The organism is Pedobacter sp. (genome assembly GCF_040513095.1).
Lineage (GTDB): Bacteria > Bacteroidota > Bacteroidia > Sphingobacteriales > Sphingobacteriaceae > Pedobacter.
Window position 1 is genome coordinate 14,575 of sequence record NZ_JBEVDX010000039.1, and the last position, 17,439, is coordinate 32,013.

15 protein-coding genes are annotated in these 17,439 nt (G+C 42.7%); 5 read left to right on the forward strand and 10 right to left on the reverse strand.

Annotated features, from left to right (window positions below):
- Window positions 1-195: 195 nt before the first annotated feature.
- On the forward strand, window positions 196-1,011 hold the full coding sequence (locus ABWY16_RS05545) for a TerC family protein (RefSeq protein WP_353903661.1): 816 nt from the start codon (window positions 196-198) through the stop codon (window positions 1,009-1,011).
- A 45-nt stretch (window positions 1,012-1,056) separates the two neighbouring features.
- Here ABWY16_RS05545 and ABWY16_RS05550 read toward each other — a convergent pair whose 3' ends face one another.
- The 7 genes from ABWY16_RS05550 to ABWY16_RS05580 form a co-directional block, all read right to left on the reverse strand.
- Window positions 1,057-1,827, reverse strand: a complete 771-nt coding sequence (locus ABWY16_RS05550; protein ID WP_353903662.1) for a GLPGLI family protein — start codon at window positions 1,825-1,827, stop codon at window positions 1,057-1,059.
- Window positions 1,828-1,831: 4 nt separating this feature from the next.
- Window positions 1,832-4,624 carry a TonB-dependent receptor gene (locus ABWY16_RS05555; RefSeq protein ID WP_353903663.1) on the reverse strand — a complete coding sequence of 931 codons (2,793 nt, stop codon included), beginning with the start codon at window positions 4,622-4,624 and terminating at the stop codon, window positions 1,832-1,834.
- Window positions 4,625-4,772: 148 nt separating this feature from the next.
- Window positions 4,773-5,915: a DUF3667 domain-containing protein gene (locus ABWY16_RS05560; protein WP_353903664.1), complete on the reverse strand. Its 1,143-nt coding sequence runs from the start codon at window positions 5,913-5,915 to the stop codon at window positions 4,773-4,775.
- A 72-nt stretch (window positions 5,916-5,987) separates the two neighbouring features.
- Complete coding sequence (locus ABWY16_RS05565) at window positions 5,988-7,253, reverse strand: NupC/NupG family nucleoside CNT transporter (RefSeq protein ID WP_353903665.1); 1,266 nt, start codon at window positions 7,251-7,253, stop codon at window positions 5,988-5,990.
- Between the two features lie 68 nt (window positions 7,254-7,321).
- Window positions 7,322-7,939, reverse strand: coding sequence for a bifunctional nuclease family protein (locus ABWY16_RS05570; protein ID WP_353903666.1), 618 nt, complete (start codon window positions 7,937-7,939; stop codon window positions 7,322-7,324).
- A gap of 43 nt (window positions 7,940-7,982) precedes the next feature.
- Window positions 7,983-8,954: an electron transfer flavoprotein subunit alpha/FixB family protein gene (locus tag ABWY16_RS05575; protein ID WP_353903667.1), complete on the reverse strand. Its 972-nt coding sequence runs from the start codon at window positions 8,952-8,954 to the stop codon at window positions 7,983-7,985.
- A 110-nt stretch (window positions 8,955-9,064) separates the two neighbouring features.
- Window positions 9,065-9,802, reverse strand: coding sequence for an electron transfer flavoprotein subunit beta/FixA family protein (locus tag ABWY16_RS05580; protein WP_353903668.1), 738 nt, complete (start codon window positions 9,800-9,802; stop codon window positions 9,065-9,067).
- 207 nt (window positions 9,803-10,009) lie between these two features.
- On the opposite strand from ABWY16_RS05580, the gene ABWY16_RS05585 reads away from it, so the two are divergent.
- Complete coding sequence (locus ABWY16_RS05585; protein ID WP_353903669.1) at window positions 10,010-10,345, forward strand: tetratricopeptide repeat protein; 336 nt, start codon at window positions 10,010-10,012, stop codon at window positions 10,343-10,345.
- A gap of 9 nt (window positions 10,346-10,354) precedes the next feature.
- Window positions 10,355-11,554 (forward strand): chromate efflux transporter, encoded by a 1,200-nt coding sequence (gene chrA / locus ABWY16_RS05590; protein WP_353903670.1) that lies wholly within the window; start codon window positions 10,355-10,357, stop codon window positions 11,552-11,554.
- Window positions 11,555-11,572: 18 nt separating this feature from the next.
- Here chrA and dnaB read toward each other — a convergent pair whose 3' ends face one another.
- Window positions 11,573-13,144, reverse strand: a complete 1,572-nt coding sequence (gene dnaB / locus ABWY16_RS05595) for a replicative DNA helicase (protein WP_353903675.1) — start codon at window positions 13,142-13,144, stop codon at window positions 11,573-11,575.
- A gap of 127 nt (window positions 13,145-13,271) precedes the next feature.
- Between dnaB and rlmB the strand changes: the two genes are divergently transcribed.
- Entirely contained in the window at window positions 13,272-14,039 is a 768-nt protein-coding gene (rlmB, locus tag ABWY16_RS05600) for a 23S rRNA (guanosine(2251)-2'-O)-methyltransferase RlmB (RefSeq protein ID WP_353903671.1), read from the forward strand.
- Between the two features lie 83 nt (window positions 14,040-14,122).
- Here rlmB and ABWY16_RS05605 read toward each other — a convergent pair whose 3' ends face one another.
- Both ABWY16_RS05605 and ABWY16_RS05610 read right to left on the reverse strand, forming a co-directional pair.
- Complete coding sequence (locus ABWY16_RS05605; protein ID WP_353903672.1) at window positions 14,123-15,214, reverse strand: mannose-1-phosphate guanylyltransferase; 1,092 nt, start codon at window positions 15,212-15,214, stop codon at window positions 14,123-14,125.
- Between the two features lie 17 nt (window positions 15,215-15,231).
- Complete coding sequence (locus ABWY16_RS05610; RefSeq protein ID WP_353903673.1) at window positions 15,232-16,200, reverse strand: KpsF/GutQ family sugar-phosphate isomerase; 969 nt, start codon at window positions 16,198-16,200, stop codon at window positions 15,232-15,234.
- 88 nt (window positions 16,201-16,288) lie between these two features.
- Between ABWY16_RS05610 and ABWY16_RS05615 the strand changes: the two genes are divergently transcribed.
- Window positions 16,289-17,439 (forward strand): RecQ family ATP-dependent DNA helicase (locus ABWY16_RS05615; protein WP_353903674.1); only part of this gene is annotated, 1,151 nt, incomplete at its 3' end.

A 17,439-nucleotide genomic window follows, 5' to 3' on the forward strand; every position in this document is an offset into this window, starting at 1 on the left:
CAAATAATCATTGGGGAGGGCATCCATAGCATGATGCAAACCAGGCATGATGCAGATAATGGGTGATGCAGACGATGCATGATGCAGACGATGCATGATGCGGGCCAGGTATGATGCAGATTCCTTTGATTATCTTGTCGTGCAGCCGCTTCATTAATTTTTTAGTAAATTAGAACCCAAACAACGCTATAAAAAATGGATTTTTTACACACTATTCTGGGAGATGATATACAGGCAGGTCTCCTTATTATTTTAAATTTGATCGTTATAGAGAGTTTATTGTCGGTTGACAATGCGGCTGTACTGGCTACGATGGTAATGGATTTGCCTAAACACCAGCGCGATAAAGCTTTGAAATATGGTATTATCGGGGCTTATGTCTTTCGCGGGATATGTTTGTTCCTGGCGGCATGGCTGGTGAAGATATGGTGGCTTAAACCACTGGGTGGTCTTTATCTATTGTACCTGGCTTTTGACTATTTCAGAAAGAAAAATTCCAAAGGCAATGCCGAGGAAGAGGAAATTGACAAAAGTAAAAGCTGGATTTACAAGTCTACTGTAGGGTTGGTTGGTAGTTTCTGGGCAACTGTTGCTTTGGTTGAAGTGATGGACCTTGCATTTTCAATTGACAATGTGTTTGCTGCGGTGGCATTTACAGATCATATCTGGCTCATCTATATAGGGGTATTTATCGGGATCCTGGCCATGCGTTTTGTAGCACAGGCATTTGTGAAGCTGATGGAGAAGTTTACTTTTCTTGAAACTGTAGCTTTTATCGTAATAGGGGTGCTGGGAGTAAAACTCACTTCCTCCCTGATCACTCACTTTTATCCGGAATCACCTATATCGAAAGCAATAGAGGGCGAAAAAACTGATCTTTTTGTTTCTATTTTTACTGTGGCTATTTTTGTGCTTCCTGTACTGAGTTCATTGCTTTTCAATTTTCCGAAGAAAAATCTGACCGATCACCCGGTGGCGGATCAGGCAGAAGATGTTTTGGATAAATCTTAAGAGAATTATAAAAACCAGACCGGCATTCAATAGCCGGTCTGGCTTTTATAAAAGCAGCCACTTCAGATAGGACTTTGCATCCTCACCCCAGTCCTTAAGCGCTTCATTTACGATTTTCACCATCCCCTTATTATCCGTTAACTTTCCCTTGGTAGGAGGCATTATGACGGAGGCTTCTACTGATTTATCTGTAACACTTTTTGCGAACCAGCTGATGTTATCGTGTGGTAATGCTACACCGAGGATCATCCCGGGTAGTCCGTTGAATGATTCCGGTCCCCCTGAAACCGGGATCTGATCTGTATAGAATGCAACCACATAAATAGAGTCCAGTACAATTGCATTTGCCCTGCGGCACTGATAACCGGCGATTTCCCTTGTTTCATTGGTGATCTTCCAATTGATCTTTCTGACAGTGTCTTTCACTATGAAGTTTTCTTCGAATACCTTTTTTCTGCTGGTCTGGATGAGCTGATTTAATTCGGTATAGGTTGTATTGATTTGGTTCAGATCAGGACCTGAGCTAAGATAGGAATTGGATACCGATTGGTCTTCCTCGGGTTTAAACAGGGTTTTATCTTTGGAGAAGTAAAGTGTGCTTTTCAATATCTTAAACTGCGGATTTGTCTTTTTGAATTGCTCGAAAAACTTCTGCCCGAAGGTATTGTCAGCTCTCATGTGTTTGCCAATAACGGCATACATATTGGTATTCCGCTCAAATTCTATAACTCCCTCGGTAGGGAACCTTGCATTCTGTGCGCTAACGGTACATATCATTGATTGAAGGAGCAGGAGTGTTATGATTATTTGTTTCATTTTCTTATTTTTTTGTAGATGAACCACCCATTTTATTGAAATCCCAGGATATTGCACCCATAAAGTATCTTTTGATTGTTGTGTAATTGCTTTGCGTGATCATATTACCTGATGCCGTCCTGTTGAAACCGACATTCCGATTGAGCAGATCATTTGCAGATAGGGATAACTTAAGTCCCTCGGATTTCAGGAATTTCCTGCTGATCGTAGCGTTCCAGATGAACCTGTGGAAGTCGGTATCAAAAGACTGCGTTTTCGCCCTGTATTCGTAACGTCCGTTTGTACCTATTTCGAATTTCAGGGGAAGCATGAAGTTTATACTGCCGTCTCCCTTAAATCCCCAGCCGTTATCATTGATATTCTTTTGGATCGATGATTCGTTGGTGGTATAGGATGGTCCAAAATTAAGATAGGCATCATACTTTTTCTCCTTATTTTTGGACAGGTATATTTGTGGGGTGTATACAGTCGACTGAATTTTGTTCAGTTCGTTATTGACATAGTTGTAGGAAACATTTCGGTTGAGGTTTGCATTGACCCCGACATTGAGGTCGATTCCTTTTATTTTTTGCCCGCCTGAAAAATATAGATATAAGGAATTGGCATTCTTGCCGGATAAGTTGATAGACCGGAGTGTGCTTTTGCCCGCCGAATCGGTGGTAACATCGCTGACAATAGCATTGGTGGTACTGGTATAAGTGGCAAAAGCTGCAATACTTGCTCCGCTGATCACTTTGTAGGAGTAGTAGTGTCCCTGGATGGAATGCCTGAATGCGGGCTTTAAATCAGGATTCCCCAGTACAACATTAAGAGGATCATTGTTTACCCTCAGTGGCTGGATCTGATCAATAGTAGGCTGCACATTATTTCCATTGTAGTCGACACCCGCTTCGCCCTGACTGGAGATTTTATAAGTGTACCTCAGCTGCGGCGACCAGTTTACAAAGTCCCTTTTGAAGACCGAGTTATGGTAAAGGTCTTTTTGTCTGAAATTTACTCCCGCCACTTTGGTGCCGAAGTTTAAGGTGGTTTTAGGTGTTTTGTAGTTCAGTATAGCACCGCCCTGATTGGAGAACTGTTTAAACTGATAGTTGTTACTGAACAGCGTGTCCAATGCATTGTATTCACCGTTACCGGAAGCATTAAATGACCTTCTGTCGGCAGTACTGTTATTGACAGTAAAGCCATAATTGAGTACGATAGTCAGCTGTTTTGCAAGAGGTTCTGTGTACGCTATGTTGGAATTAAAAGTGGAAGTTCTGACTAGACTGGTCTTATACTGATCGGTCAGCGTATCACTTTCCATCGCACCTTCTGCGTCATAGAATTTGCTCGCAGCTTTAAGAAAACCTGTAGTTTCTGTTCTGGTGACACTCTCTTTCAGGTCGACTGACAGTGTCCGCCGTGGTTTATTAAGCTTTTTTGTCCACAAAGCCCTTGCGTTAAATACTTTGTTGTGTAAGTCATTGGAGATATTTCTTTCGGTCTCATTCAGCCGGATTCCGTTTCCACGGACACTGCTGGTGGCAAAATCGCTTCTGGCCTCACTGTTTTTCAGCGTTCCGTCAGCAGAAATTTTAAGTGTACTGCTGGTATCCAGATTAACTGTATAACTGCCATCAACCTTCTGACGGAACATATAATTATCGAAGTGCTCATTGGAGCTGGTGATGATAGTACCGGTGGGCAGGTTATTCTGTGTCTCAGTTTTTTTATCGCCTTCCACGTTCAGTGAACCTATCTTGTAATTGGCATTAATGGCTTCCTTATCACTGTTCCATTTTGCATCGTAATGAGTGCCACCAGTTCTTGCCACCGGTATTCCCTGATTATTATACCGGCCATCGAAACTTGATAACTGATCACTTCCATCGTCAGTGATATAGATAGCACCATCTGTAAATTCAACGTTTTCTGATGATCCGTATTTCGTGTTATCCTGCCAGCCCAGTCCGATCTTACCCGTATTGGCAAGTGTACCGTAAGCTGAAAATTTCTTTTTTCCCCTGAATGCATTGAACATTCCCTGAACCTGATAATAGTCATCTGTACCAGCACCAGCATCCAGTTTGCCAAAATGACCATTTTTCTTGTCTTCCTTCAGTTTCAGATTGATAGTTTTCGTACTTTTTCCGTCATCAACCCCGGTAAAAGCTGCCTGATCGCTCTTCTTATCAAACAGCTGAACCTTGTCCACCATATCACCCCGGATATTTTTAGTAACCAGGGTAGGGTCATCTCCAAAAAATTCCTCACCATCTACCAATACTTTGCTAACTGTTTTTCCCTGCGCGGTAATCTTACCATCCTGATCTACCTGTATACCCGGCAACTGCTTGAGAAGGTCCTCAACTTTGGAGTTAGGTTGTATAGTGTAGGCAGCAGCATCAAATTCAGTGGTATCGCCCTTTAACCTGATTGCAGCCGCTTTGCCTTTGATAATTACGTCGGCCAGTAACCTGGCTTTCAGCAGGAGCTTTATACTGCCAAAATCAATACTCGTCTTTGTACTGTCCAGACTAAACCGTTCTACATAATCTGCGTAACCGGGATAGGTAACCAGCAGGAACATTTTTCCCTTAGGCAGACCGCTAAATGTAAAGATACCGTTTTCATTGGCGCGTGTAAAGCTGACCAGTGTTGAATCCTTACTGCGTAACACGCTTACAGACGTGTTCAGTAGGGATTTTCTTGAGATGGTATCTATCACAGATCCTTTAACTGAATAGGATTTTTGTGCAAAAGCACTACCGGATAACAGAACGAACAGGAGCAGAGACAAATAGTTAAGTTTCATACGTTGGCTTTGGTAAGCCTAATATATAACTAAAAAATTAGTCGTAAAAATATTATACTCTTAAAAAATGTTAAATTATTTGATTTCATCAACTTTTAACATTTGCTGTAGTGCCTGGTCAGAAAGGGTTAATAATTTATTAAGAGCATTAGGTCATAAATAGTATAACGAGCTGCCTTATAATTTCTTCCGAAATATAGAAGGTAAGGCCATACATTATCATAACACTGATTGTTTTACGGATGGTTATAGCGCGGGAACGCTGATAAAATAATTTCAGACCCGCGTAAAGGTACCAGACAATACCAATAAACACGATAAATTCAATGAACTGGCTGATAAACGAATCAATCCCAAATATATATTTTTCAACAGGCTTGGTTAGAATGGATACTATAAAATAGGCTGTCATCCCATGAATGGTAAATACAAGGTGGTCTATATAGTAAATCCTGTTTTTTCTGAAGTTGATCATAATAAACAGGGCAAGCAAAGGCATGAGCAGAAAATATTGCTTTGGCTGGTACTTTTTCACCTCTTCCTCAATATTTACTTTGTGGATCGGCTTTCCAACTTCTTTTTCTGTTCCATTGTGGCCCTTCGCTTTCTTTTCATACTGGAACTTACGCGCCCGCCTGACCAGCCAGGAATCCCGCTGATCTGCCGGCAATGCCCGTTGCCTTGCCAGGTAGGCGGTATAAGAGGTATCATCCTTGTCCCTTATGATTTCCTGATAATTATCTATTTTAGTTTCAAGCGCTTCAGTAGGTTTAGCTTTGTATATCGTTTTTAAACTGTCAATATAATGGCGCTGCGATTTAATATCAAGTGTTTTAAACTGCGAGTCTGCAGCAAGATCAACTTTAAGCGCATCTCCCAGGCCCGGCGCTATCGAATTGAGGGTTTCTTTACCTTTTCTTATACCAACAGCCGCACTATCCTGTTGTGCTTTGGTTAATCCTTTGTCAACTACCTTCTCTTTCAGCGAATGCGGAACGATAATAAAATAAACAATTGATACAAAAATGTAAAGACTTACCGGATGGATATAACGTGCACGCTTGCCCGCCAGATAGTCCAGTGTAATTTGTCCGGGTTTACTCAGGAGCGGCACAAGGGTATGAAAGAACTTGGAATCGAAATGAAAATAATGGCCTACACTGTGACCGATAAAGTGCCAGAAAGGCTCTTTTAGTTCCAGATTCGGCTGGCCACAGTGTGTACAGTAATGTTCTTCAACATGGTGTCCGCAGTTTAGGCAGTTTTTTTCTTTACGGTAGTGTCCTGACATAGAGATTTACGTTAATATCGCCTGAAAGATATTAAATTTCCCTGAAATAAATAAGATGCTGGGGATCTATAATTACATTAAAATTCCTGCGATAGAAGCAGAAAGATACGATGCAAGTGTACCGCACATCAGGGCTTTGAGGCCCAGTTTGGCTAAGTCGGCACGGCGTTCAGGTGCCAGTTCTCCGATACCTCCGATCTGCATCCCAACACTGCTGAAGTTGGCAAATCCGCAGATGGCGATACTGATGATAAGAACACCTTTTTCAGTAACTATTGGTACAGCCTTAGTTGTCAGGTTTTTGAAGGCAAGGAACTCATTTACAGTCAATTTCTGCCCTAACAGGGTTGCTGCATTGTTGACATCAACTTCAGGAATACCCATTGACCAGGCGAAGGGATAAAACAGTTTTCCAAAAATCCAGTCGAGAGACAGGTTAAAATCAGGATTGAAAAGATGTCCGATATGGATAAAAATATAATCTACCAGGGCAATCAGTGCAATAAAGCCGATCAGCATTGCAATTACGTTCATTGCAATTTTGAATCCTTCACCCGCACCATGAGAAATGGCATCAATCAGGTTGGTATATTCACTTTTGACTTCCAGTTTAACCTTTCCCATAGTTTGTGAGACCTCAGTTTCAGGAAAGACGATTTTGGCGATAATAAGTGCGCCCGGCGCAGCCATCAAGCTGGCCATAATCAGTTTAGGAGCTAGGTTCATACCTGCCTGTGCACCCATATTTACGTATACAATCAGAATACCCCCTGCAATACATGCAAGGCTACCGCTCATTGAGGCCAGCAGTTCACTTTTGGTCATTCCCTTAAGATAAGGCTTGATCATTACCTGCGCTTCTACCTGTCCGACAAATGCGCTGGCTACATTACTCAGGGCTTCTGCACCACTCACACGCATAATGAAATTCATTCCCCTGGCAATGACAGCAACAATTTTCTGCATGATCCCAAAGTGATAGAATATGGCCACCAATACGCAAACAAGAATAATAGTTGCGGTGACATTGAAGGCAAAAACAAAGCCTTCGGGAGCAGAATAAGCATGTGGTTGTCCATCGTAACCCATTACTGCAACACCGCCATACACAAAGTCGACACCCTTTTTTGCAAACTGTTCAATTTTTTGCATTCCCTTACCAAGAAATTCGAAGAAATGCTGTACAGGACTTACCCTCAGGATAAGTACTGCAATCAGAACCTGGAGTGTGAGGCCACTGGCAACAAGCCTGTAATTTATCTGTTTTTTGTTATTAGAAAACAGGTAAGCCAGACCCAATATAAAAAGGATACCAATGATTCCGTGAAAGCGCTCCATAAAAAATGATCAAATAATACTGTAAGGTGTTGATGAAATAAAGATGTGTATAAACTTGCAGATAATAGCTATTGGGATGAATTTCTTTTGTTCAGCTCATCCCTGATCCTTGCAGCTTTTTCGTAAGCCTCATCACTAATGGCTTCCTGCAATTTCTGATTCAGTTCTTCTACACTGAGGTTGCTGTAACCTGTTCCTGGGATGGATGTATCAATATCTTCCTGTCCCTGTTCCTTGCTGAGGTTATCCATGTTTTCAAGAAACACGAAATCGTTTCCTTCAATAACAATGCCTGCCGACGACAGGATGAATTCGTAAGTGTAAATGGAAGAATTGAAGCGGACAGCCAGCGCGATGGCATCTGATGTTCTTGCATCAATTTCCTGTGTTTTTTCGCCGTCAGTACAAATCAGCTTTGCGAAAAATACGCCGTCTACCAGGTTATAGATCAGAATTTCCTTGATTTCTATATTGTAGGTTTGGGCAAATGTTTTGAAGAGGTCATGTGTCAGGGGCCTGCTCGGAGTCATTTTCTCGATTTCGATCGCAATTGCCTGTGCTTCGAACGCACCGATAATGATCGGTAAACGCCTTCTGCCATTCACTTCTCCAAGTACCAGTGCATACGCTCCGGATTGGGTCTGGCTGTAAGATAAGCCAACAATATCTAATTTTACTTTTTTCATATAGTAGAATATCTGGCGGAGCATAAATCTCCGCCGGATATTATTAAGCTTGATGTGCTTTTAATGCCTCAATTAATTTTGGAACTACCTCAAAGGCATCACCTACGATCCCGTAATCCGCAACCTTGAAAAATGGTGCTTCAGGATCTTTATTGATGACTACGATGACTTTCGATGAGCTCACTCCGGCTAAATGCTGGATAGCACCTGAAATTCCTATTGCAATATATAAGTTAGGGCTGATCGCGATTCCTGTTTGTCCTACGTGTTCTGCATGTGGTCTCCAGTCGGCATCTGATACTGGTTTCGAACAGGCTGTTGCTGCACCCAACAGGCCGGCAAGCTCTTCGATCATTCCCCAGTTCTCAGGGCCTTTCAATCCACGTCCCGCTGAAACCACTAATTCTGCATCAGGAAGCGAAACTTTATCAGTTGCCCTTACGATCTCTTTTACAATTGCTGTCAGGTCTGCCGACTGAACAGCAGGAGCGAAGGCTTCAATTGTTGCCGTAGCAGGAGATTCTTTAACGCCAAAGGCATTGGGGTTTAATGCAATTACTTTTACTGCCGAAGTTAAGTCAGTTACTGCGAATGCTTTTCCTGAAAATGCATTTTTCTTAACAAGGAACTTTCCGCCTTCCAGTTTTGGCAGCTCGATAGCGCCGTCTACCAAACCTGCTTTAAGTTTTACTGCGACACGCGGAGCAAGGCCCTTTCCTGAGAAAGAGTTTGACAACACGATCACATCTGCACTTTCTTTTTGTGCAGCTTCTGTAATCACTGCTGCATAGGCCTGGTTAACAAAGTTTTTTAATTCAGAATTGGTTACGCTCAGTATTTTTTCTGCGCCATATTTTCCCAATTCCTGAAGTTCGCTTTCAGCAACCTCTCCTATAGCGATAGCCGTAAGGTTTGTTCCTGTTTGAGCGGCAATAGCTTTAGCATAAGAAACTGCTTCAAATACTGATTTCTTAAACTTGCCATCTACCTGTTCTACATATACTAAAACTGACATAATTTCTTTCTTAATTTATATAGTTCCGGCCGGGTTGATCATAGCCTGCGTGGCATTGACCTGGTTCTACCGGCTTTTACTGCTGTTTAATTTAACTGGTTTATCAATGTTTAGATCACTTTTGCTTCGGTATGCAATAATCCGATCAGGTTTGTTGCATCATCAGCAGGGATTAATTTCACTGCGCCACGTGGGGCAGGGGTTTCAAACGAAACTACTTTTGCTACTTCTTCGATCTCTTTGGCCTCCACCACTGTTAAGGGTTTTGTCCTGGCAGACATGATGCCTCTCATATTAGGGATCTTTGGTTCAGCAACGCCTTCGGCACAGCTGGCCACAAATTTGCCACTGACAGTTACGATTTCTTTACCGCCTTCGATCTCGCGTTCAATCGTAGCAGTGCTACCGTCATATTCTAATTTTTTGATGATAGATATCGATGGAATTTCCAGGAATTCGCCGATCATTGCCGCTACCTGGTTACCATTGTAATCGATGGACTCCCGTCCGGTAAGGATCATATCAAAATCAGCAGTTTTAACATATTCTGCAATCTGGTAAGCTGTAAAATAAGCATCACGTGGTGCAGCGTTGATTCTTACTGCGTCATCAGCTCCAATGGCTAGTGCTTTTCTGATGGTTGGGTCATTAGCGGCTTCACCAACATTTAAAACAGTTACAGTACCCTTGCCACCTTCAGAGAGTTCAATAGCTTTCGATAACGCAATCTCATCATAAGGGTTAACAATAAATTGTACGCCTGCAGTATTGAATTGTGTATTATCGTTGGTAAAAGTTATTTTTGTGGTGGTGTCAGGCACGTTACTGATACAAACTAATATTTTCATAATTTATACATTGATTTTTAAAGGTCTGAGCTATAATGAGTTTTTCCACGGTATTGTTTGGTTTAATAAACTCATTATTGTTTCATGTGAATAAGTTGTTGTCAGGTTTTGATTTGCTGTCTGATTTTATGCTTAAGTTCGGCAATTCATATACAGCTTCTTCAAAATGTCTTTTTGCAAATCTAATTAAAAAAGCAGGGATTTAAAATGCAAAGTACCCGATTAAACAAGTTATTGGCGTTTTTAACTTCAGAACCCAATGACCCCTTTATCTTATATGCGCTGGCGACCGAATATAACTCGCTGAATGATACTCAACAGGCATTTCATTATTACCTCAAACTTGTGGAAGAACATCCTTCTTACGTAGGCACCTATTACCATCTTGGTAAATTATACCAGAAGCAGGGAGATCCGGAAAAAGCAATTGCTATTTATCAGCTGGGCATGAAAAGGGCAAGGGAAAAAGGCGATGGTCATGCATTTGCCGAATTGCAGGGTGCCTATAATATGGCTGCAGGTCTTGATTACGAAGACGACTAAGCGATAGCAATGGCAAACCGGCAGTTATTATTTATAAGGAATGTTTTTCTATTTACTTTTACGGCATTCGGGGGTGCACAGGCACATATTTCCCTTTTATTAAAGTACTTTGTAAAAGATCTGCAGTTTATCTCCGAAGAGGAATTGCTTGAGCTCAATGCACTTGCGCAGGTGCTTCCCGGCCCTGCTTCTACCCAGACACTTGTAGGGATCGCCCATAAGGTTGGCGGCTTAAAACTGGCACTGCTCTCTTTTCTCATATGGATCATACCATCGGCAGCAATCATGACCTTCGCGGGGATCAGCTTTGCACAGCTGGACCAGAAGGAACAGTTTGTTGTGATTTTAAAGTACATCCAGCCAATAGCCCTGGGTATTGTGGCTTTCGGTGCATATAATCTTTCCCGAAAAGTACTGGTATCACAAACCGCAGTATTCCTTGCGGTAGCAGCGGTGATTGTTACTCTCGTATTGAGAAATGCCTATGTTTTTCCGCTGGCGATACTTGTTGGCGGAATGATCTCTTCGGCACTGGAAACCCCGAAGGAGGAAACTGAAATCAGGACAAAGCTGTTTGCCAACATCAATCCTAAAAAGCTTTCCTACTACCTGGGTGTTTTGCTTGTAATGGCAGCGCTTGGGGGCATCATCAACAGAACTTCACCTTTCAGTTTACCGATCAGGCTTTTTGAAAATTTCTACAGGAACGGGATACTGATCTTCGGGGGTGGACAGGTCCTGGTACCACTGATGTTTACAGAGTTTGTACAGATGAAACACTATCTGAGTTCAAGTGGCTTTCTTTCCGGCTTTGCCCTTCAGCAGGCCCTGCCGGGACCAACATTCTCTTTTACCAGCTACCTGGGCACACTGAGCATGAAGAATTTTGGCTATGGAATTTACGGGCAGATCCTTGGCGGCATTATCGGGGTCATCGGGATTAATCTTCCGGGTCTGATTCTGGTCTTGTTTATTGTGCCTTTCTGGGAAGATCTGAAGAAGATTACCCGGATTAAACATTCCCTGTCGGGCATCAGTGCAGTGAGTGTAGGATTTATTATTGCGGCTTTCATTTTACTGGCTAAACCAATTGGATTTGACCCGATGGAGATCTCCATCATTATCATCACCTTTCTGATCCTGAACTTTACCAGGATCAGTCCGCCCTTTATCGTGCTTGCCGGAATATTGTTAGGTTACTTTATCTAACCTAACAATATATTTGAATTAGAATGGTGCGTCATCGTCATTGAAATCATCCATTCTTGATGGTTTGATAATAACGTTTCCGGATGGTTTATCAAAATCTGCCGATGGCAGCATGCCAGCACTGGGGCTATCCATGGAGAATGAATTTGGCGGCATGAAGTCTTCTTCCAGATCCGTAAACTTCACATATTTACCGATAAACCTTAACGGCACAATACCGGTTTCACCATTCCTGTGTTTTGCTATAATTACTTCACCGACACCTGCCTGTGATCTTCCCTGTTCATCTTCTGTGATTCCATAATATTCAGGACGGTACAGGAACAATACCATATCCGCATCCTGCTCGATGGAGCCCGATTCCCTCAAATCTGAGAGGAGTGGACGTTTACCATTCACACCTGGTCTGGACTCTACCGCACGGCTCAGCTGTGAGAGTGCCAGCACCGGTATGTTCAGCTCCTTGGCTACTGATTTCAGCGCACGGGAGATACTACCAATTTCCTGCTCACGGTTACCACCGCCACTTTGTCCTTCACCTTTACCATGCATCAGCTGCAGGTAATCGATGATAATCATCTGTATATCATACTGTGATTTCAACCTTCTGCATTTGGCCCTGAATTCAAAGATATTCAGCGCAGGAGTATCATCAATCAGTAATGGCGCTTCTGTCAGCGTACCAATCTTACTGTGGAGCTGCTGCCATTCCCATTCCGCGAGGTTTCCTTTCCTGATTTTCTCCTGTTCAATTTCAGTTTCTCCGGAAATCAGACGATTTACCAGCTGTACTGAGGACATCTCCAGGGAGAAAACCACTACAGGCCTTTTGAAATCTACCGAGGCATTTCTGGCGCAGGTTAGTACGAAAGCCGTTTTTCCCATTGCCGGACGTGCAGCGATAATTACCAGATCTGAAGGCTGCCAGCCTCCAGTGATTCTGTCCAGAGCCGTAAAGCCGGAAGGAACACCAGTTAAGCCATCAGATTTTGTTCTGAGCTCTTCAAGTGTTGCCAAAGATTGTTTAATGATCTCGTCCATCTTCTGGGTATCCCTCCGGAGGTTGTTCTGGGCGATATCAAACAGTCCTTTTTCTGCATTGTCCAGCAGGTCAAATATATCTGTGGTATCTTCATACGCGTTCTGGATGATCTCTGATGAGATCCTGATCAGTTCCCGCTGTATATATTTTTGGGATATAATACGTGCATGGTATTCAATATTCGCTGCTGATGCAACGCGGTTGGTAAGGTTGGTTACATAATAGGCACCACCCACCATTTCAAGTGTACCCAGTGTTCTCAGCTCCGAGGTTACAGTTAAAATATCAACCGGCTTAGACTTCTGGAAAAGAAGGGCTATGGCTTCAAAGATCTTTTTATGGGCTTCATCATAAAATACATCGGGTTTCAGGATATCAATTACGGTTGACAGCGCATCTTTTTCCAGCATAAGTGCACCCAGCACCGCCTGTTCCAAATCCAGTGCCTGTGGAGGTATTTTACCCTGGCCCATGGTTGGCATAGCCAACCTGTTTTTTTTGGAAGATGTATAATTTTGTCTCTCCTGACCTTGTGATCCGTTATCCATATTCATAAGAACAAAAATATGCAAAATTACCCTCCTGTTGAGAATTGTTTTTGAACATTCTATCATTTGCAGTATGAATGCCTCAGTTCTCATTAATTCAGCTATTTTTGCACGTAAAATAAAATAAATGGAAAACTTTAGAAGGTCTCCCAGACCTAAAGAAAATAATGAATTCGTTTTTGGTATCCGTGCTGTAATTGAGGCAATTAAAGCAGGAAAAGATATAGAGAGTTTATACATGCAACGAGGCCTTACAGGAGAGATCATTCCTGAGTTGAAGGGCTTACTGAAAGATACAGATATCCCGGTACATAATGTTCCCGTTGAAAAACTGAACAGGATGACCCAGAAAAATCACCAGGGCGTGATTGCCGTGATTTCTTCAATTACCTTTCAGAAAATTGAAGATATTATCCCTTTGATATACGAAAAAGGAGAGGTGCCGCTGATCCTGATCCTGGATGGAATTACGGATGTGAGAAATATGGGTGCTATTGCCAGAACTGCGGCTTGTACCGGTGTACATGCGATTGTCGTGCCCGCAAAAAACTCGGCTCAGATCAATGCTGATGCCATCAAAACTTCTGCCGGCGCATTATTCACAATACCCGTTTGCCGTCATCAGAACCTGCACAAAACCGCGCTTTACCTTCAGGAATGTGGTTTGCAGATTGTGGCCTGTACAGAAAAGACAAGTGATCTGATTTATGCCCCGGATTATACTGCGCCAACGGCAATTGTAATGGGAGCGGAGGATGAAGGCATATCCAATGATATCATGAGGATGGCCAATCATCTGGCAAAAATTCCGATGTTTGGAGAAATTGGTTCCCTGAATGTTTCAGTTTCTACCGGAGTAATTCTTTATGAAGCAATCAGACAGCGTACAAACTAAATTTTATCGCTCAGGCCTCAGACGGCTGTTCCTGGTCTAAGAGATATATTCAGATGCTAATCTGAATATATCTCAAAATCTTATCAGATAAATTTGAGTCCGAAGTTGGACTTTACATCTGCCACAATCTGTTTAACACTCTGCTCTTCAGTTCTTGGGCAAATCAACAGCGTGTTGTTGGATTCCACTACAATGTAATCATGTAAACCCTGGAGGATGACCAGTTTATCCTCGGGTACATTGACCATACAGTTAGATGAATTAAACATCATCACCTGCTCAGAAGGCATTACCGCATTGCCTACATAATCTTTATCGGCCATGTCATAAACTGAAGCCCAGGTTCCAAGGTCAGACCAGCCGAAATCAGTTGGCAGCACATATACATTGTCTGCCTTTTCCATAATCCCCAGATCTATAGATATGTTGGTGCACTGGGTATATGCATTGGCAATAAAGCCTTTTTCGTCCGGAGTATTGTAAGATGATGCGCCCAGGTGGAAAATATCATACATTTCTGGCAGATGGGTGCTGAAAGCATCGCTTATGGCATTAACCGACCAGACGAAGATACCTGCGTTCCAGAGAAAATCACCACTCTGCACAAATGATTTGGCAAGTTCCAGATTAGGCTTTTCCGTTATCAGTTTCACCTTGTGGATGCGGTCGTCACCCGGAAGGGTATTGTCCATGTACTGGATATAGCCATAGCTGGTGTCAGGACGGCTTGGTTTTATACCCAGGGTGATCAGGCAGTCATTCTCCCTGGCCGCTTTCAGGGCTTCCTCAATAGAAGCCACGAAACTGTCAAGGTAGGCGATAGTATGATCAGAAGGCGCTACGATAATAGTTGCATTTGGGTTGATCTCCGCAATCTTCATTGAGCCATAGGCAATACAGGGGGCTGTGTTGCGCATGATCGGCTCTGCAAGGATCTGGTTTTCTGAAAGTTCAGGAAGTTGTTTTTTGATGAGGTCAGTATAGATCTCATTGGTTACAACAAATATATTTTCCGGCGGACAAATTTTTAAAAACCTGTCGTACGTACTTTGAATCAGTGTTTTACCAACACCAAAAAAATCAATGAACTGTTTTGGGTGTTCTATTCTGCTTACGGGCCAGAAACGGCTTCCAACGCCGCCGGCCATGATAAGGACAAAATTATCTTTGTTCATAATGTGGTTAGACATAATTATATTAAACCTTCATGTAAAAGGTCGTGCAAATGTACAATACCAAAGTAATTTTCAGCATCGGTAACTAGTAATTGGGTAATATTATATTCACGGATCAATTCGAAAGCGGTAACGGCTAAGGTATCTTTGTCGATCGTTTTTGGATTGCTGTTCATAATTTCACTTGCTGTGAGGTCATCAAGATTTGAATATTTTTCCAGCATCCTTCTGATATCGCCGTCAGTAATAATACCCTTCACCTGATGATTTTCATCAAGAACAACTGCAGCGCCCAAACGGTTTTTACTAATTGCAATAATCACATCTTTAACTGATGCATCTGCTGAAACACTTGGTTTGGCATTGCGTTCTGCAATTTCTGACACCTTCAGGTAGAGTTTTTTTCCCAGTGATCCGCCTGGATGGAAGCGTGCAAAATCATCCGGGTTGAAGTCGCGCGCCATCATAAGGCTTACCGCAAGCGCGTCGCCCATGGCAAGCTGGGCTGTGGTACTTGTAGTGGGAGCAAGGTTGTTCGGGCAGGCTTCTTTATCTATTGCTGTGTTAAGGATCAGGTCTGCATGTTTTGCAAGCTCAGATTCAAGCTGTCCAACCATAGCAATCAGCAGGTTTCCCGCCTGTTTCAGCAGTGGGCTGAGCACCTTGATTTCAGGGGTGTTTCCACTCTTGGAAATACAGATAATGATATCGTTTTTCTGGATCATACCGAGGTCACCGTGTACCGCATCTGAGGCGTGCATATAGCTGGAAGGAGTGCCCGTAGAGTTAAAAGTAGCAACAATCTTTTGGGCAATGATGGCGCTTTTACCAATTCCCGTGACAATTACGCGGCCCTTTCCGGCTAAAATATGCTCTACAATGGCTACGAAATCATCATTTACGTACTGAATCAGCCCCAGAATCGCCCTGGCTTCGGCCTGTAAAGTGTTGATCCCCGCCTCGATAATCGATTTTTTACTTTTCAAACAGAAATTATTAGTATATTGATGCTTTAATTGACGCAAAATTATGTTATTTTGAATCAAAAATAGCACTGAATATTTTATAGACAAAATGGACGTGAAAAAGTCGTTGTTTGACAACTTGCAAACCTTTTTTGGTTTTGACAATTTTAAGGGCGATCAGGAATCAATTATTACCAATGTTCTTGAACGCAAAAACACCTTTGTGATTATGCCCACTGGTGGCGGTAAATCTATATGTTACCAGCTGCCGGCATTGATGAGCGAGGGAACTGCAATTGTAATCTCACCATTGATTGCACTGATGAAGAATCAGGTGGACCAGCTGAGGGCATTTGGGGGTAGTGACAGTATTGCGCACTTCCTGAATTCATCCCTCAACAAATCGGAAATTGCCCAGGTAAAGAGTGATTTGTTAAGTGGACAAACCAAATTATTATATGTAGCACCAGAGTCATTATCTAAAGCAGATAATATAGAATTCCTGAAGCTCATAACTATTTCTTTTGTTGCCGTAGATGAAGCCCATTGTATTTCGGAATGGGGACATGATTTTCGCCCGGAGTACCGGCGGATCAGACAGGTGATCAGTGGTCTGGGACCAGACATTCCAATCATCGCACTGACAGCCACAGCTACCCCGAAAGTACAGCAGGATATTATCAAAAACCTGCAGATGTCTGATGCCACCTTGTTCAAATCATCTTTTAACAGGCCAAACTTATTTTATGAAATCCGCCCGAAGAGAGATGTACTGAAAGAAATCATCAGGTATATCAAGTACAACACTGGTAAATCTGGTATTATCTACTGCCTCAGCAGGAAAAAAGTGGAAGAAGTTGCAGAAGCGCTGAACCTGAACGGGATCAAAGCACTGCCATACCATGCCGGCCTGGAGCCGAAAGTCAGGGCAGAGACACAGGACCGTTTCCTGATGGAAGATGCTGAAGTAATTGTAGCTACCATTGCCTTTGGCATGGGTATAGACAAGCCTGATGTTCGTTTTGTGATCCACCATGATATCCCTAAAAGTATGGAAGGTTACTATCAGGAAACCGGAAGGGCCGGCCGTGATGGAGGGGAAGGTGTCTGTATTGCTTTTTATGCCCAGAAGGATGTAGATAAGCTGGCCAAATTTATGAAGGATAAACCGGTTGCCGAACGTGAGATTGGTACCCAGATCCTGAAAGAGGTTATTGACTATGCCGAATCTGGCGTATGCCGCAGAAAGCAGATCTTACA

Excerpts from the sequence above, each read along its gene's own strand:
- ABWY16_RS05545 (WP_353903661.1), top strand. The coding sequence starts at position 196 with ATGGATTTTTTACACACTATTCTGGGAGATGATATACAGGCAGGTCTC.
- ABWY16_RS05550 (WP_353903662.1), bottom strand. The coding sequence starts at position 1,827 with ATGAAACAAATAATCATAACACTCCTGCTCCTTCAATCAATGATATGT.
- ABWY16_RS05555 (WP_353903663.1), bottom strand. The coding sequence starts at position 4,624 with ATGAAACTTAACTATTTGTCTCTGCTCCTGTTCGTTCTGTTATCCGGT.
- ABWY16_RS05560 (WP_353903664.1), bottom strand. The coding sequence starts at position 5,915 with ATGTCAGGACACTACCGTAAAGAAAAAAACTGCCTAAACTGCGGACAC.
- ABWY16_RS05565 (WP_353903665.1), bottom strand. The coding sequence starts at position 7,253 with ATGGAGCGCTTTCACGGAATCATTGGTATCCTTTTTATATTGGGTCTG.
- ABWY16_RS05570 (WP_353903666.1), bottom strand. The coding sequence starts at position 7,939 with ATGAAAAAAGTAAAATTAGATATTGTTGGCTTATCTTACAGCCAGACC.
- ABWY16_RS05575 (WP_353903667.1), bottom strand. The coding sequence starts at position 8,954 with ATGTCAGTTTTAGTATATGTAGAACAGGTAGATGGCAAGTTTAAGAAA.
- ABWY16_RS05580 (WP_353903668.1), bottom strand. The coding sequence starts at position 9,802 with ATGAAAATATTAGTTTGTATCAGTAACGTGCCTGACACCACCACAAAA.
- ABWY16_RS05585 (WP_353903669.1), top strand. The coding sequence starts at position 10,010 with ATGCAAAGTACCCGATTAAACAAGTTATTGGCGTTTTTAACTTCAGAA.
- chrA (WP_353903670.1), top strand. The coding sequence starts at position 10,355 with ATGGCAAACCGGCAGTTATTATTTATAAGGAATGTTTTTCTATTTACT.
- dnaB (WP_353903675.1), bottom strand. The coding sequence starts at position 13,144 with ATGGATAACGGATCACAAGGTCAGGAGAGACAAAATTATACATCTTCC.
- rlmB (WP_353903671.1), top strand. The coding sequence starts at position 13,272 with ATGGAAAACTTTAGAAGGTCTCCCAGACCTAAAGAAAATAATGAATTC.
- ABWY16_RS05605 (WP_353903672.1), bottom strand. The coding sequence starts at position 15,214 with ATGAACAAAGATAATTTTGTCCTTATCATGGCCGGCGGCGTTGGAAGC.